Annotated in this window: 11 protein-coding genes and 2 pseudogenes; 5 read left to right on the top strand and 8 right to left on the bottom strand. The window is 56.4% G+C overall.

Features of this window, described 5'->3' with window-relative positions; translation table 11 throughout:
• Positions 1 to 25: 25 nt before the first annotated feature.
• The 6 genes and pseudogenes from QPJ95_RS16665 to QPJ95_RS16640 form a co-directional block, all read right to left on the bottom strand.
• Positions 26 to 1207, bottom strand: a complete 1182-nt coding sequence (locus QPJ95_RS16665) for a phage major capsid protein (protein ID WP_270920839.1) — start codon at positions 1205 to 1207, stop codon at positions 26 to 28.
• 33 nt (positions 1208 to 1240) lie between these two features.
• The gene (locus tag QPJ95_RS16660) at positions 1241 to 1798 is read right to left on the bottom strand and encodes an HK97 family phage prohead protease (protein WP_270920838.1); all 558 of its coding nucleotides are present in this window, start codon (positions 1796 to 1798) and stop codon (positions 1241 to 1243) included.
• A 33-nt stretch (positions 1799 to 1831) separates the two neighbouring features.
• A complete protein-coding gene (locus QPJ95_RS16655; RefSeq protein ID WP_270920837.1) occupies positions 1832 to 2050 on the bottom strand; it encodes a GTA head formation protein, RCAP_rcc01685 family in 219 nt (72 codons plus the stop codon).
• Positions 2043 to 3221, bottom strand: a complete 1179-nt coding sequence (locus tag QPJ95_RS16650; protein WP_270920851.1) for a phage portal protein — start codon at positions 3219 to 3221, stop codon at positions 2043 to 2045. The genes QPJ95_RS16655 and QPJ95_RS16650 overlap by 8 nt, the downstream gene beginning before the upstream one ends.
• Before the next feature lie 183 nt (positions 3222 to 3404).
• Positions 3405 to 4698 (bottom strand): annotated as a pseudogene (locus QPJ95_RS16645) (DNA-packaging protein).
• Positions 4673 to 5029, bottom strand: coding sequence for a hypothetical protein (locus tag QPJ95_RS16640; protein WP_270920836.1), 357 nt, complete (start codon positions 5027 to 5029; stop codon positions 4673 to 4675). The pseudogene QPJ95_RS16645 and the gene QPJ95_RS16640 overlap by 26 nt, the downstream one beginning before the upstream one ends.
• A gap of 26 nt (positions 5030 to 5055) precedes the next feature.
• Between QPJ95_RS16640 and QPJ95_RS16635 the strand changes: the two genes are divergently transcribed.
• The 5 genes from QPJ95_RS16635 to QPJ95_RS16615 all read left to right on the top strand — a co-directional run bounded on the left by QPJ95_RS16635 (position 5056) and on the right by QPJ95_RS16615 (position 13392).
• Positions 5056 to 5823, top strand: a complete 768-nt coding sequence (locus QPJ95_RS16635) for an IS110 family RNA-guided transposase (protein ID WP_270920835.1) — start codon at positions 5056 to 5058, stop codon at positions 5821 to 5823.
• 340 nt (positions 5824 to 6163) lie between these two features.
• Positions 6164 to 7240, top strand: a complete 1077-nt coding sequence (locus QPJ95_RS16630) for a DUF2652 domain-containing protein (RefSeq protein ID WP_270920834.1) — start codon at positions 6164 to 6166, stop codon at positions 7238 to 7240.
• 41 nt (positions 7241 to 7281) lie between these two features.
• Positions 7282 to 7836: an ester cyclase gene (locus tag QPJ95_RS16625; RefSeq protein ID WP_270920833.1), complete on the top strand. Its 555-nt coding sequence runs from the start codon at positions 7282 to 7284 to the stop codon at positions 7834 to 7836.
• A 192-nt stretch (positions 7837 to 8028) separates the two neighbouring features.
• A complete protein-coding gene (locus tag QPJ95_RS16620; RefSeq protein ID WP_270920832.1) occupies positions 8029 to 8268 on the top strand; it encodes a transposase in 240 nt (79 codons plus the stop codon).
• A 585-nt stretch (positions 8269 to 8853) separates the two neighbouring features.
• On the top strand, positions 8854 to 13392 hold the full coding sequence (locus QPJ95_RS16615; RefSeq protein ID WP_270920831.1) for an autotransporter outer membrane beta-barrel domain-containing protein: 4539 nt from the start codon (positions 8854 to 8856) through the stop codon (positions 13390 to 13392).
• 243 nt (positions 13393 to 13635) lie between these two features.
• Here QPJ95_RS16615 and QPJ95_RS16610 read toward each other — a convergent pair.
• Both QPJ95_RS16610 and QPJ95_RS16605 read right to left on the bottom strand, forming a co-directional pair.
• A pseudogene (locus QPJ95_RS16610) lies at positions 13636 to 13866 on the bottom strand (integrase core domain-containing protein); the annotation flags it as partial.
• A 38-nt stretch (positions 13867 to 13904) separates the two neighbouring features.
• Positions 13905 to 15034 (bottom strand): IS3 family transposase gene (locus QPJ95_RS16605; RefSeq protein WP_390922366.1). Its coding sequence is split into 2 segments (ribosomal slippage): positions 13905 to 14791 and positions 14791 to 15034, totalling 1131 coding nucleotides; the frame shifts between segments, so codons are not numbered across the junction.
• Between the last annotated feature and the right edge of the window lie 22 nt (positions 15035 to 15056).

Here is a 15056-nt window from a genome sequence, read left to right as displayed (position 1 = left end):
CCGGCCGCGTCATCGGTCAGACCAGTTAGGTCAGGCCGAATTTCAGCAGCTTGATGGCTGCAAAATCGCTGACATCGCCGCCAACACGTTTGGTGGCATAAAACAGCACATGTGGCTTGGCGCTAAAGGGATCGCGCAGCACCCGCAGGTCGGGGCGTTCGGCGATGGTATAGCCCACCGTGAAATCCCCAAAGGCAATCGAGAAACTGTCACTGGCGACCCCGGGCATGTCCTCGGCCACCAGCACCGGATAGCCCATCAACCGCGCCGGTTCACCCGCCGCCAGACCATCGGACCACAGGAAGCGTCCATCGCCATCTTTCAACTTGCGGATAAGCCCGGCAGTTTTTGAATTCATTACAAAAACACCATTGGCGCGATATTCAGCACCCAGCGCATAAACCAGATCGACAATGGCGTCACCGCTGCCAATACCGCCATCGCTGCCGGTGGCGACATAGCCGATATTGCCCCAGCTCCAACTGTCATTCGCAACCACTCCGTGAGTCAAAATGCCGGTCGGTTTGTCGATGCCATCACCGTTCAGAAACGCCGCCGCCTCGGCCCGTGAGAACCTGTCGGCAATGCGCCCGGCCAGCCAGGACTCGATATCAAAGGCACTGTCGTCCAGCAGCCGTTGCGAGGCCTTGGGCAGCGCGCTCAGCTCATGCAGAGGAATGCTGATCCGGTCGATCACCGGAGTGCCAGTCTCGGCGGTGGGATCGGTTTCCGTGGCCCAGCCCGCTCCCACATCGGTATGGTCGATCAGCACATCGTACGAGGTCGCCTCGACGGTGACCACAGCGGCAATTGAGCGGATTGAGGCGGTCGCCTGCAACACCGATGTCACCGTCTCGGAGGTCACCGGATCAACCAGATAACCGCCGTCGCTGTTCACCGCCGAGGACAGGGATTTCCCCTCCATCTGCAAGCCCCGCAGCCCGTCGTCATCACCGGATCGCAGATAGGTCATAAAGGCCTTTTGATGCGGTGCGCCAGCGTCGTTGGCGGCAGACAACTGCGGACGCGCCGCGATTAGAGTTTTTCGATCCAGCATGGTTACTCGCTCTTCGGTCAGTTTCAGTTTAGCCTTAATGTCATCCCGGAACCCTTTGAATTCTTCCACAAATCCAACCATTGATTGGGTTATATCCTGGATCAAGGGGGCTGCATCTGCAGTGGCAGAGGTCGGTATGTTGTTGCTCATCTGAGTGTCCTCATGATTGATGTCGTGCCCGGATCAGCGCTTTGCGATTTCACTGCGGGCCTGAGTCAGAACGTCCGCCATATCGCGCAGCGCCGCGGCGACCGGATCCTGTGCCCCTTTGCCCGTCACCCGCGCCGTCGGCAGCATCGGAAATGTCACCAGCGACACCTCCCACAGCTCCACCTCACTCAGGCGGCGCTCGCCGTTGTCGCCCTTGCTGGCGCATTTGGTGCGATAGCCAATCGACAGCCCGTCGATGGCACCAGCGGCAATCAGCGCTGCGGCCTCGCCGCCACGGCGGGTTTCCAGCAGCAAACGTCCCTTGACCCAGAGCCCGTGACTGTCTTCGCGGACCTCGTCCCAGATCCCGATGGGCTGTGCCGGATCATGTTGCCACAGCATCTTGACCTTGCTGCCCCGCGCCGCCAGCGCCGCCAGCGAGGCGGCATAGGCCCCCGGCAGCACCACATCGCCACATTGATCGACCTCGCCAAACCGGCTGGCATAGCCTTCGATCACCTGGCCCTCGGTCAGGCTCAACCCCGATTTAGTGGCCATGAATTTATGTTCCAGATGGGTTTCAATTTGCATGAGAAACCTCCTCTAACATGATGTTAATAAAAACTATTGAAACAACATCAACGACCGAACTGTTTGCCCCAGAATGACCGCGACAACGCCGTAGACGGTGAACCACAAACGCCGATCCAAGCGCTCCATCATCTGTTCCAACCGGTCCAGCCGCCGGTTCAGATGCTCCTGTTGCAGCTGCATCAGCCGCTCATGCGCCGCCAGACGCAACCCGGGGGCGCAGTCAAAGGCAGGCGGAAATCCATCACCCATCGCCCGGCCCTCCATCCTCGGGCGGCAACCCCAACAGGCTGCGCTTTTCACTGCGGCTCAGGAACTCAGCCTTGGCCACCCGCGCCCATTGCGCATCGCGCTCAGTCGACAGCGCGGCCACCTGATCCAGATCCGGCTTCAGCGTCAGCATCGCGCCGTCAAATCCCGACAGCCAGTCCATCAGCGCCGCCGCCACGCGGGCAACCAGCGGCACCACGGTGAGCCGGTAAAAGGCGCGATTGGCCTCCTGGTAGTTGGCGTAGGTGGCATCTCCCTGGATGCCCAACAGCATCGGTGGCACCCCAAATGCCAGGGCGATTTCACGCGCCGCCTCCTTGGTCTGCTGAAACTCCATATCACTGGGCGAAAACCCCATCGGTTTCCAGTCCAGGCCACCTTCCAGCACCATCGGCCGGCCAGCATTGCGCGCGCCCTGAAAATTCGCTTCTATCTCATCGCTCAACCGGCGGAACTGATCGTCCCCCATCACCCCCTGGCCGTCGCTGCCCTTCCAGACCAGTGCCCCTGAGGGGCGCGCAGCATTGTCCAGCAACGCCTTGGACCAGCGCGAGGCGCTATTATGCACATCCACAGCCATCGCCGCCGCCTGTAGCGGCGACAGGCCATAATGATCATCCTGCGGGTGAAAACTCTTGATATGACATATCGCAACGCGGCCAGTGACCGCCGCAAAGTGATGCTTGCGACCCGCCACCTTATAGTCATAGCCCAGCGGCCAGCCATCGGTCCCAGGCACCACAGACATGCGCTCCGAACGCAGAACATGCAGCTCCAGCGGCAGCCCCTGGTCACCCGCCACCGCCTCGACATAGGCATTGCCGGTCAGCAGCAATTGGCCAAACAGCGCCTCAAGCAGTTCCGCCCGACCCTGCGCCATATTCGGTCGCGCCAGCAGCCCCAGCAGTGGATGCTGCTCAAAACGTTGCACCTGATCCTGCAACACCAGCGGCAGCGCCGCGGCGGCCTCGGCGATCAGTTTGACGCAACGAAAGCCAACCGGATTTCCGATGAATCCGCTGCGGATCAGTGATTGACTGTCGCGCGGGCTCCAGGCCGCCCGCCCCGCAGCTTGCCAGGACACCACGCGAGCAACGGCGCTGGCCTTCTGCTCGATAGGGGGTTGTTTGCGCCGCAACACGTCAAAGACCATGACCATTCCTCATTTTCGCCTCTGGGACACTGTTGCCCCCTTGCTGTGACCCCTTATCCCGCAAGCGCCTGAAGATTCCCGGTGCAGCCCGCCCGCTCCCTGCGCAACACCCACCGCCGCCCAGGCTTCTTTTTGCTGAAAATACTCAAATTGACCGCCTGCCAATGCAGCAGACGGTCAAGGTTACAGCGCCCGCAGCCGAGGCCTCAGCACCAGCGATGCGGGCTGAATGATCAAGTCGTGCAGCGCCCAGACCAAAGCATCCAGCCGATCTGGCGAGCCGCTGCCGTGATAGCCCTGCGGGGTCATCTGGGCCATCTGCTGCTCCAATGCCGCCAGACCCGGCAGGTGGTAGACCCGGCCCTGTTCATACAGTGCCGCCACCGGCTCGGCGCGGGCAGATTTACCGCGACTGGCGTGCAGCGGCTTGTAGGGCACCAGCGGGTCCACCTGGCGCAGGACCGTCTCGACCAATGCGCCGCCCTGGTTGACCTCGGCCACCAAGCGGTCGGCGCCGTAGTCCTGCATCGCGGCAATTGCCGCCTGGGCCCAGGCCAGTGGCCCAACCCCCTGCACCGTGCGATCCGCCAGCACATAGGCGCGCCAGTCCTGCGGCGGCCCCTGCAGGCTGGCCCCCACCACCACAATGCCGCAGGCATCCGAGTCTTTGCCAGCGCTGACCGCCGGATCAACCGCGACAACAATGCGGTCCATCTCCGGGGCCTGCTCCCGCAGCACTGCCTGCAGCATTTTGCCGGACCAGAGCGCGCCCTCGATATCCGACAGCAACAGCCCGTCCAACTCCTGCTGTCCCAACCGGGTGCCGGCATAGCGCCTGCGCACCTCGCTCAGAAACGAGGGCGCCAGATTGGCACGGTTGGCCTCGGTCGGGGCGTGGCTCTGCACGGTGGACGACAGACCAAGGATATCGCGCAGCACCGGCACATTGCGCGGCGTGGTGGTGACACAGATCCGCGGGTCCGGCCCCAGCCGCAGGGCAAACTGCAACATGTCCCAGCTGGAGCGCGCCTTTTTCCACTTGGCCAGCTCATCCGCCCAGGCGGCATCAAACTGCGGCCCGCGCAGCGCCTCCGGGTCATGCGCCGAGAACGCCTGCGCGGTGGCACCATTGGGCCAGATCAGCTTGCGCTCAGTTGCCTTCCAGCTGGGACGACGATCGGGGGGCGAGCAGGCCAGAATGCCGCTGTCGCCCATGATCATCACATCGCGCACCTGATCATAGGTCTCCCCCAGCAGCGCCACGCGACGGGCTGCACCTGCATCCATCGGCAGGCTGCCTTCGACCTGCGCGCGCACCCATTCCGCCCCGGCGCGGGTCTTACCGGCGCCGCGCCCGCCCAGAATGATCCAAGAGCGCCAGTCGCCGCCGGGGGGGACGCTGATGCGGCAGCGCCCAGTGGTCGAACAGATAGGGCAGCGCGATCAGCAGCTCATCCGGCAGTTCCTGCAGAAACATCTCGCTCATCACAGCAGGCACGAAGGGTAGCAAGTCGGCAGCGCAGATCGGCGCGCAGGGCATCGAGGTCAAGGCAGGGGCCCGTTTCGGCGAGGGATGCAAATTGGCTGCTTTGTGCGACAAGGGTTTTCTCCACTTTCTGGCAGTCCCGGATAAGCCCCTCAAGCTTGGCGAGTTGTGGTTTTGAGATGTCGCCGCCCACCTCTTGGTCCGCCTCCAGCTGCTCGCGCAGGGCCTCGGCCTCGTGGCGCAGCCGCAGAATGGAATCCTGCAGCGACCGGAGCAGGTCGGCGGTTTTTTCAATTTGCGGAGTCAGGGGGTTTTGCACCATGACTTGGGTTTCCTCATGCGATCCGCATGACAGACGCAAAAACAGCCGACGGGAATTACTCCGAGGCTGTCCTGATGTCTTCCAACTGCAATGCAACTTATACGAGATTATCGCGCAAAAGTCAAGGCTTGGGTGACGGGGAGCGTACGGTGGGTGGGCAACGGGGCGAGCAAAGAGCGGGCAAGACTGACGCGGCCGATGCCGAGGCGATATGCGAGGCAGTTCGGCGGCCTTCGATGCGGTTTGTCGAGATAAAGTGGACGGACCAACAGGCATTCCTTGCAGTGCATCGCTCCCGCGACCTCGTGGTCCGGCAGAAAACGCAAGTCGTAAATATGATCCGTAGCGTCCTGCGGGAGTTTGGGCATGTACTGCCGACAGGCGTAGAAGCTGTGAATCGCTTTTCCCAAAGCCATATGGATGGGGATCAATTGGACATGCCCGAGCTAGCCAACGGTATTCTGGGAATGCTGTGCTATCAACTTTTGGGGCTCAATGCGCGGATCGAAGGATACACCCGGCTCATCAAGCAACACGCTTTGCTGGATGCAAACTGCCGACGTCTCACTAAAATACCGGGTATCGGTCCAATCACGGCCTCAGCGATGGTGGCGACAATTGGAGACGGGAGCCAGTTCAGAACCGGGCGTGATCTCGCCGCATGGCTCGGCTTGACCCCACTCAACAAATCCAGTGGCGGCAAAGAGAGGCTCGGAAACGGGCGACAGATACCTTCGAAAGCTACTGGTTGTCGGGATGACATCGCGCGCGTTGCAAGCAAGGAACCATCCTGAGCGTGCAGACCGTTGGACTGCGAATATTCTCGCTCAAAAGCCGTTTAGACTTGCGACGATTGCCATGGCCAACAAGCCAGCGCGAGTGATCTGGCCAGTTTTATCGAAAGGTCAGCAATACAGGCAGCCAGTCGCATAGCGCGATAAGGCGGCCACGAGATGCAAGACGGATAAAGTGATTATGCGGCACAAGGCTTGGCCGTGAGCGATTTGAACTCGACGAAAATAGCCTCGCTCCGTCACCATTTGATGGCTTTTCCTTCAATTCAGTCCAGTTCATTTCCTCAGGCAGGACCCTGTCTTCATCCGCAACACAGCAATCGCTTAGGGAGGCAATCTGATGACAACACACAAGGGCTATTTACTGATCGCGGATATCTCCGGCTACACCCAGTTCCTGACATCCTCTGAACTTGAGCACGCGAATCCGATCCTGCAATCGCTGCTTAGCGTTATGGTCGAACAGGTCGGCGAACCGCTGCATTTCTGGAAAATGGAAGGCGACGCGGTGCTGGCCTATTCGACACAACAGGGATTTCCGTCCGGCGAGACCTTTCTCGCCACATGTGAGAACCTCTACAACGCTTTTGCGACGCGTCGGCAAAACATCATAGCCAACACCACTTGTACCTGTCAGGCCTGCGCCAATGTGAACGCACTGGACCTTAAAATCATTGCCCATCACGGAGACTTCGACGAAATGCACGTTGGCCCGATGAAGGACATCTCAGGTGCGGACGTCATTCTGGTACACCGGATGACAAAGACCGATGTCAGCACTGTCACTGGTATCCGCAGTTACGCGCTGTTCAGTGACGCTGCCGTGAATGCCATGGGGATCGAGGTCGCGCTGGTGCCCTATTCCCAACCTTTCGAGTACTTCGGCGAGGTCGCGATGCAGGTCTATGATCTGGCCAAAGCCTGGCAGAGTTTTCGTGCAGGGCGCGAACATTTCTTCTTGCAAGAGAAGGATGGCGTCTGGACCTATCATCGCCACTTTGAACTGCCGCAAGTCGCGATATGGGACGCCCTGACCGCGCCGGAACTGAAACAACGCTGGATGGATGGTATGATTTCAGTGACGGTTGAGCGCCCGAAAGGCCGAATTGGCGCCGGTTCGGGCTATCACTGTGCGCACAAGGCAGCGGATTTTCGCTATTGGGTCACCGATTGGGAGCCCTTTGAGTATTTTTCCACCCGTATCCACGATCCAGGGCGGGAGGGCATCAGCATGCCTGAGACGTATCACCTGAAACCGACCAAAACCGGAACCGACTTTCGCTACACAATCGGCCTGGCCCATGACGCCAATGGCAATCGTTCCGAGATTTCAGAGCTGGAAGCAGTCGGATTTCTTTCCGATTTCTGGCCGATTTGCTTCGACGAGATGGAGGTACTGCTCAGGAACGCGGATTAAATCGAGATCCAAAAACTTGGACTTGGCAGATGCTCATATGCATGTCTTCCCTTTTGCCAGTTATGGGGGCTAAAAACTCGAAAAAAAGCCAGTCAGCCAGTCTGTATGGCGATCCGGTGCAAGTGAACTATCTTAACTCGAACAAGTCGCACATCGACGGCTCGTTCGAAACGGAGGACATCATGACAATTAGGCAAACCGCATGGGACTTTTTTGATGCTTGTGAAACCGGGAAAGGGTGGGACACCTGCAAGCAATGGAGCCATGATGATGCAACCTTCTCTGCGCAGGCAGATGCCCTTGCTGACGTATCAACGCTTGAGGGTTATACCGATTGGATGAAAGGTTTGCTTACTCCCATTCCAGATGGCCACTACGAGCTAAAGTCCTTTGCCGTGGATGATGAGCGAGGCAATGTAACGGCTGCAGCAGTGTTCCACGGAACGCATACCGTTGATGCCGGGACAGGTGCGCCAACAGGAAAGTCTATCTCTGCCGACTATGTTTACGTTATGGATTTTGATGGTGGGAAAATCAAACACATGACCAAGGTCTGGAATGATGGTCACTCTCTGAAACAACTCGGGTGGGCGTAACAAGCGCATTGAATAAAACAACGGACGGCCGAGTGTTACTAAACATCTAGATGGCTTACTCTTGCTGTTGGCTCTGTTGCACAAATCTGGTGGGGGATTCATGTTGTGAATTCAGTGTGGTAGCTGGCGTGAACCTCGTCCTTGTTCCCGGACATTGGGGGACTTTACCCCGGTCCATGAAAGGGGCACCAAATGGGTCAACAGCGACGGAAATATACGGACGATTATAAGGCTGCGGCAGCTGAACGGCTTTACGAGCCAGGAGCGACGCAGGGTAGCGTGTCGAGCGAGCTTGGTATCACCGGTACACAGCTGAAGACGTGGAGGCTTGAGATTGAGGTCTTCTACAATCGCCAACGCCGCCACTCCGGTATCCAATACAAAACGCCCCTGCAGGCATTTGAAGATACAACCATGAAAATGGCCGCATAGGGTCAATAGTGAAACTGTCCGGTTTTAGGGACGAGGATCACTGCTTGGCTCTGACATTTGGCGATCCAACTTCCTTATGTTTCGGAAAGCTGGCTCGGAATTGCCTGCACGCTTTGGGCAATTACAGCAGGGTTGAGCAGAAATGGAGAGAATAAAAAAAGCAGCGCCACTGGCCGAATTACAATTGCCACTATTTGCCTTCCCGCATGCATTTTGCGGAGCAAACACCAGAGATACTTCTACTGCAACATGAAAGCCATGATTGCACATCCCTATATCATTGAAGAAACAGTCGAGCCACCAAAAATACCCACGGAGGGTTCAGCCGTAGGATCATTGACTTGTTTTGAAGCTAACGCTGTGCAGATTGACGGGCCGTAAATCCAGCTATGCTCGCGGACATCACTTTAATACTTCGTGCAGGCACTCCCAAGGTCATTTTTTACTGTGAGAAAGTAACCAATTGAATGACGTCAACAGCGTTATTGCAAAAAATGAGTATTGTTTGTAGGTTCATCCAAATGGTTAAGATATCGTTAAGAAATTTCAAAATCTTTTATTGTTGAGACATAGGGTGTGAAGAGTATGACTGAAAGACCAGCATTTCGACAGCAGGCCAATCATTCATGTGTTGAGGCGGCAAGTTTTTCAGCTTCCGACCTTCTGGAACTCCGCCAGTATCAAAATGGTATTAGGTTTCTGCTTGGCACAACTGCATTGATTGCGGTTCTGTCTGTGATGGCGCCAGAGGCGCAGGCGCAGCAGTATTGGGATGGTACGGATACGACCTCTGGCAACGGGGCTCCCACTGGCGGCAGCGGGACTTGGGATGGCGCAACAACCAATTGGACCGATGATGCCGTTGGTACAACCAACCAGTCCTGGGCCAGCGGTGATGCCGTGTTCGGCGGCACGGCAGGTACAATTACCGTTTCGGGCACACAGACAACAACAGGAATGACGTTTGACACCGGTGGTTACACGGTAACCGGCGGCACACTGGCGGTCGGGGGCGCAACCATTGACGGTGGCTCTGGTGCGACGACCATTTCATCGACCCTGACAGGTGCCGGACTAAATAAGGTCGGCACCGGCACACTTACCATTTCCGGAACCACCAATATTACCGGCAGATTTAAAGTTGCAGAAGGTGGCGTGGTTTTGGGGGTGGGCGCTTTTGACGATCCGTTGTCATCTATTTGGCTTCAGGATGATATCGACCCCGTAGGCAGCCAAGTAACGCTTGATCTGGGTGGCAATACGGTCGCCACAACAACCCTTGTTGTAAACGGCGTGGGCACGACCGAGCTCAGCAATGGCACCGTGGAGTTTTCCGGCACTGCTGATATATGGTATGCAACGGTCAGTGCGGATCTCACCGGCAGCGGGTCTCTCGTAAAATCGGGTTCGGGGACGGCCACACTGGAAGGTACAAATACCTATACCGGTAGCACTTTAGTGCGCCAACGAACGCTATCGCTGGCGGCGGGATCTTCAATTGCTTCTACAACTGTGACCATTGGGGACGCGAGTACAACGGCGAAACCTATTTTGATTGCGGAGACTGGTACACTGGCCACCGGCACAGATCTGACCATAAACACGGGCGCAGGGCTCGGCGGCGAATTTCGCAATGAGCGTGATAACAGCATCACTACTTTGAATACAAGTGATGCGGATGCTGAGGTCACGCTGAATGGCGGAACACTGACGATAACCGGCGGTGGAACCGTGGCTGGTGTGGTTGCAGGGGCTGCCAACCTGACCAACAATGGCGGTACGCTGACACTTACCGGCACAGCCAACACCGCAACCGGAACACTGACCAACACATCCGGCATAGTGAATCTGGCCGATTGGTCCGGAAGCATCAACAACAGCGCAACAACAAATTTCACCGGCAGCATGACACTGGGTGGGACTGTCACAAATAACAGCGGCGCATCGCTGAATAATGAGTCGGGTGCAGCTATCGTGGTTGGCGGGGTCACGACATTCACCAGCGCAGGCACAGTTACCGGTGCCACAGGCCTGACGTTCAACGCAACAAATGTCACTTATCAGGACGGCCATACCGAAGCTGGTACCGTTGACATCAATGTGGCAACTGGCGGCACCCTGACCGAAGAGCGTACTGGCGACCAAAACTTCAGCGGCAGTGTTGATTATAATGTTGTCACCGGGGGGGCTGCGAATTTCACTGCCACCTCTGGATTTACCACAACGGGCACGCTGACCCATGGCAGTTCCGGCACTTTTACCGTGGCGAATAATCAGACAGTGTCAGCTGCTACCATCAACTTGAATTCCGGAACGGCCATCATTGGTGATGGTGCAACTCTGCAGGGTACCGGCAATACTATGAATATAGCCGTCGCCACAGCAGCAGGGGCCGGAGCCACACTGACAGACGCCAATGACATCAATATCTTGGCCGCGGGCAGCGCCACCTATGCCGGGGCCGGAACCCTGTCTGTCAATACCGACGGCGCCGGGGCCGAAGGGATTACCATTGACGGCGCACTGAACGTGACTGGTGGGGGAACCGTCACTACGACGGTTGGGGGCACAGGCACCATTGTTACCCAGGGCACTGGAACGATTGATGTGTCCAACGCCGGTTCGCATCTGGATGCCACCGGAGAAACCATTACCAACAACAGCACCGCTGCAACGGGTATCAATGTAGGTGCTGGGTCGCAGTTGACGGCTGCCAACATTACCAATGGCACTGGCGCTACATTGTCAAACGCTGGGACAGTCACCGCGAATGTATCGAACACAACAGCAACCAGCACCCTGACCACATCCGATACCATCACCGGAGATGTGACCAATACACTTGGCACTGTGAATGCGGCAGGCGTAATTTCCGGGACAGTGACCCAGAACAGCGGAACCTTCACCTTGACCGCTGCCCTATCAGCCGGGGCCCTGAGCGGCGCTGGAGATATCACCAACGGTGGATCTTTACTGACACTTGATGGCGATGCGGACGCAACAGGTGAGACGGCAACCTATAGTGGGGCAATATCCGGGACTGGCGGCCTGACTATTAACGTCGGTGAGGATACCCAAGTTCTGTCGGGCGCGAACACCTATTCCGGGACCACAACGATCACGAGCGGCACACTGGAGCTGTCCGGCGGATCCGCAATTGCGGACACAGGTGAGATTGCCAATGCGGGCACGCTGCTGGTCAGTACGGCGGAAACCGTCGGCGCGCTGAATGGCGCGGGCGCGGTAACGCTGAGCGCAACACTGACCACCGGAGACGCCGGAGATGACACGATTTCTGGGAATATCACGGGTGCTGGCGGACTGACAAAGGCTGGCGCCGGGACGCTCACACTATCAGGGACAAATGACTACACCGGCACAACGACCGTTAGTGCAGGAACGCTAGAACTGTCAGGCGGGTCTGCGATTGTCGACATGGGTGAGATTGCCAACGCAGGCACATTGCTAGTGTCCACGGCGGAAACCGTCGGCGCGCTGAATGGCGCAGGCGGAGTGACACTGAACTCAACGCTGACAACTGGAGATGCCGGGAATGACACAATATCGGGGGTTATTTCCGGCAGCGGTGGCCTAACCAAGCAAGGGTCCGGCAACTTGATATTGTCCGGTGTAAATACTTACTCCGGAGCAACAACAGTGTCTTCTGGTCATTTGCAAATTGATCAATCCCTAACCGGTGGCGCAGTCGTAAACGCAGGCGCATTTCTGACCAACAATGGCACGATCGCAGGCACGGTTACCAACAACGGAACGGTTACATCCGCGAGTGCCATTTTCGGAGGACTTACAAATAGCTCCACGTTTAATGCGTCCGGGTCGACCGTCGTAAATGGTCCCTTCTCCAACTCGGGAACTGCCTCGATGCTAAATGGCGCGACCGGAGATACAATTACGGTCAATGGGAATATGTCGGGTGGAGGGCAGCTGAATCTGGATGTCAATTACGCCACAAACACAGGAGATTCCCTCTTGGTAAATGGCTCCACCTCTGGGGTTACTACTGTGTCACTAAATAGCCTGACCACGGACAATCCAGCCATAGGAAGTGAACTGACGGTTGTAACGGTTACTGGCACTACAAATGCAAGTGACTTTGTTCTGGCAGGTGGTCCCTTGGTTGCCGGTATCTATTCTTATGACTTGGCCTTAGCGAGCGGTGAATGGGCACTGAGTGGCCAGCTTAACGCGGTGGGGGAGGCATATGAGACTGCACCAATTGCATTGGGGGAACTCTTATACATGCCCACGTTGGAACAGCGTCGAGGCCAAGCGAGAAATTTGGCTGCGTCTGACGAAGGGAAAAGCTTGGTCGGTGGTTCTTGGGGGCGTGTGTTTGCTAATAAATTTGAATCGGAATTAGGTTCCAGCACAAATGGGACTGCCGTCGACGCCAATATAAGCGGCTTTCAGGCCGGTTATGACTATGTTGTTCCCGACGGTCAAAATGGAACTTGGGTATTAGGTCTCACGGGACAAGTTGGAACAGTTGGCAGCACGACGCCTAACTCCACCAGTGATGCAAAGAGCTTGGCACTAGGTGCAACGGCAACCTGGTTTGGGAATGATGGGTGGTACGCTGACGGACAATTACAATTCAGCTTCCTCGAAATCAATTTCTCGGCAGACGGCACCGATCTGGCGGAAAATGAAAAGGGTTATGGAGTTGGGCTCAGTGCCGAATTCGGGAAAAGGATCACTCTATCTTCTTCCAGTGCAATTGTTCCTCATGCTCAGATCAACTGGACACGACTTGATGGTGGCACTTTTACTGACCTTAGCGGCAATTCGGTTTCAATGGAAAACATCCAATCAAAGCGAGGCCGATTGGGGCTAGCTTACGAATACTTTGACCAGCCCAACAACACCAAGCTCTATGCGGTGGGGAGTATTGTCCATGGCTTCTCAAGCAACAACACTGTTGTTATCAATGATGCTTCCCTGAAAATTGGCGAATTAGGGACGTGGGCAGAATTTGGCGTCGGCGTATCGAAATACTGGGGGGTAAACAGAAAATTCTACGCAGAAATGTCCTCTCGCCAATCTCTAAACAGCGAAAGCGGGTCCAGTTTTGGTATCACTGCTGGAATAGAATTTAAGTTGTAGACGACGCGGGAATGCTCGAATTGATCTTTACCATGGAACACGACTTTCTCACGTCCTTGACGTAACCTTTCAATTTCTTACTAAACCTGGCCATCCAATCAGGATGCGGCCTGTGAAACTTTCTCGGTACGAAATTTTCGCTACTCGGTCTCAAGTGATTGCAACATGATAAGATCGACTAATTCGATTAGATTTGGGTCCCTTGGTAATCCCCCCATTTTTAACAGGGGGCGGTCGTAGAATTTACGCGGCCATTTTCAGTTTCATTGCGGGTGTGATGCCGCCGAGGCCCATATTCGGGCGGTCATTATTGTAAGTCCATAGCCATTGTGTGGCAAAGTCCTGTGCCTCCTCTATGTTTTCGATGATATGTTGGTCCAACCATTCATGCCTGACAGTGCGATTATAGCGCTCGATGTAAGCGTTCTGCTGCGGCTTTCCGGGTTGAATGTACTGGATGATAATACCTTGTTTTGGACCTGTCCCGCTTTCGTTCCGCCCCTTGTGCTCATTTAGGCGGCGATCTTTTCAAAAGCCAAGGGACTTTTCCAGCCTAATGCCGAGTGTCTCCGGCGGGGATTATAGAACCCATTAATGTACTCGAAGATGGCGATCTCAGCAGCCCTGCGGGTTTGCCAAGAGTGCCGCCAGATCAATTCCGCTTTGATGGTTTTGAAGAAGGTTTCCATTGCGGCGTTATCATAGCAATTACCCTTGCCGCTCATGGATACCTTGAAGCCATACCGGCGCAGGATTTTCTGGTAATCCTGCGAGCAATATTGGCTGCCCCTATCAGAATGATGGATGCATCCTTTGGGCGGCCTGCGCAGGGTTATGGCCATGTTCAGCGCCCGTATGGCCAGATCGCGCTTCATCCGGTTGCTGACAGCCCAACCGACCACGCGCCTGGAGTACAGGTCCAGAACCACGGCCAGATAGAGCCAGCCCTCGCGGGTCCAGATGTAGCTGATATCAACAACCCATTTTTGATTGGGTCGATCTGCTGAGAAGTTCCGGTTCAGCAGGTTTGGCGTGATGTTGAACTTGTGATTGCTGTCCGTTGTGGCCTTGTACTTACGGGTTCTGACAACAGATATGCCGTTCTGGCGCATCAATCGGCCGACACGGCGGTGACCAATATCCAGACCAAGCTCTTTCAGTTCTTCGACCATTCTCGGTCGGCCGTAGCTCTGCAAACTCAGGCGGTGCTGCTCCCGGATGTGGGCCAACAGAACCATATCCCCACGTTGACGCTGGCAGGCAGGGCGTTTGCGCCAGGCTCGGTAGCCACGTGGGGTGACATCCACAATCCGGCAAAGTCGCTCTGTGGGAATGCTATTGCGGTGCTTTTCAACAAATGAAAACCTCATTTGCTTTGGTCCGCAAAGAAGATTGTTGCTTTTTTTAGCAGCTCCCTCTCCTCACGTAGAAGGCGGTTTTCCCGGCGAAGGCGCTCGTTCTCATTGGCCAGTTCCTGATCCTCTTTCGAAACAACGTCCGCGTCACGATAGGTTCTGATCCACTTGCACAGGGTGGACATACCAACCCCAAGATCGGAGGACGCCTGTCGGCGGGTCAGCCCGCTGGTCAGTGCGATCCGCACTGCGTCGCGTTTGAATTCTTCGGATGGTCGTGGTGCCATGGTGTATCTCCTTTGGGGCAGA

Origin of the sequence: Parasedimentitalea psychrophila (assembly GCF_030285785.1) — a bacterium.
Lineage (GTDB): Bacteria > Pseudomonadota > Alphaproteobacteria > Rhodobacterales > Rhodobacteraceae > Parasedimentitalea > Parasedimentitalea psychrophila.
Note: the sequence above shows the minus strand (reverse complement) of the source record. Positions and strands in the feature narration are given on the sequence as shown.

Excerpts from the sequence above, each read along its gene's own strand:
- QPJ95_RS16665 (WP_270920839.1), bottom strand. The coding sequence starts at position 1,207 with ATGAGCAACAACATACCGACCTCTGCCACTGCAGATGCAGCCCCCTTG.
- QPJ95_RS16660 (WP_270920838.1), bottom strand. The coding sequence starts at position 1,798 with ATGCAAATTGAAACCCATCTGGAACATAAATTCATGGCCACTAAATCG.
- QPJ95_RS16655 (WP_270920837.1), bottom strand. The coding sequence starts at position 2,050 with ATGGGTGATGGATTTCCGCCTGCCTTTGACTGCGCCCCCGGGTTGCGT.
- QPJ95_RS16650 (WP_270920851.1), bottom strand. The coding sequence starts at position 3,221 with ATGGTCTTTGACGTGTTGCGGCGCAAACAACCCCCTATCGAGCAGAAG.
- QPJ95_RS16640 (WP_270920836.1), bottom strand. The coding sequence starts at position 5,029 with ATGGTGCAAAACCCCCTGACTCCGCAAATTGAAAAAACCGCCGACCTG.
- QPJ95_RS16635 (WP_270920835.1), top strand. The coding sequence starts at position 5,056 with ATGACAGACGCAAAAACAGCCGACGGGAATTACTCCGAGGCTGTCCTG.
- QPJ95_RS16630 (WP_270920834.1), top strand. The coding sequence starts at position 6,164 with ATGACAACACACAAGGGCTATTTACTGATCGCGGATATCTCCGGCTAC.
- QPJ95_RS16625 (WP_270920833.1), top strand. The coding sequence starts at position 7,282 with ATGTCTTCCCTTTTGCCAGTTATGGGGGCTAAAAACTCGAAAAAAAGC.
- QPJ95_RS16620 (WP_270920832.1), top strand. The coding sequence starts at position 8,029 with ATGGGTCAACAGCGACGGAAATATACGGACGATTATAAGGCTGCGGCA.
- QPJ95_RS16615 (WP_270920831.1), top strand. The coding sequence starts at position 8,854 with ATGACTGAAAGACCAGCATTTCGACAGCAGGCCAATCATTCATGTGTT.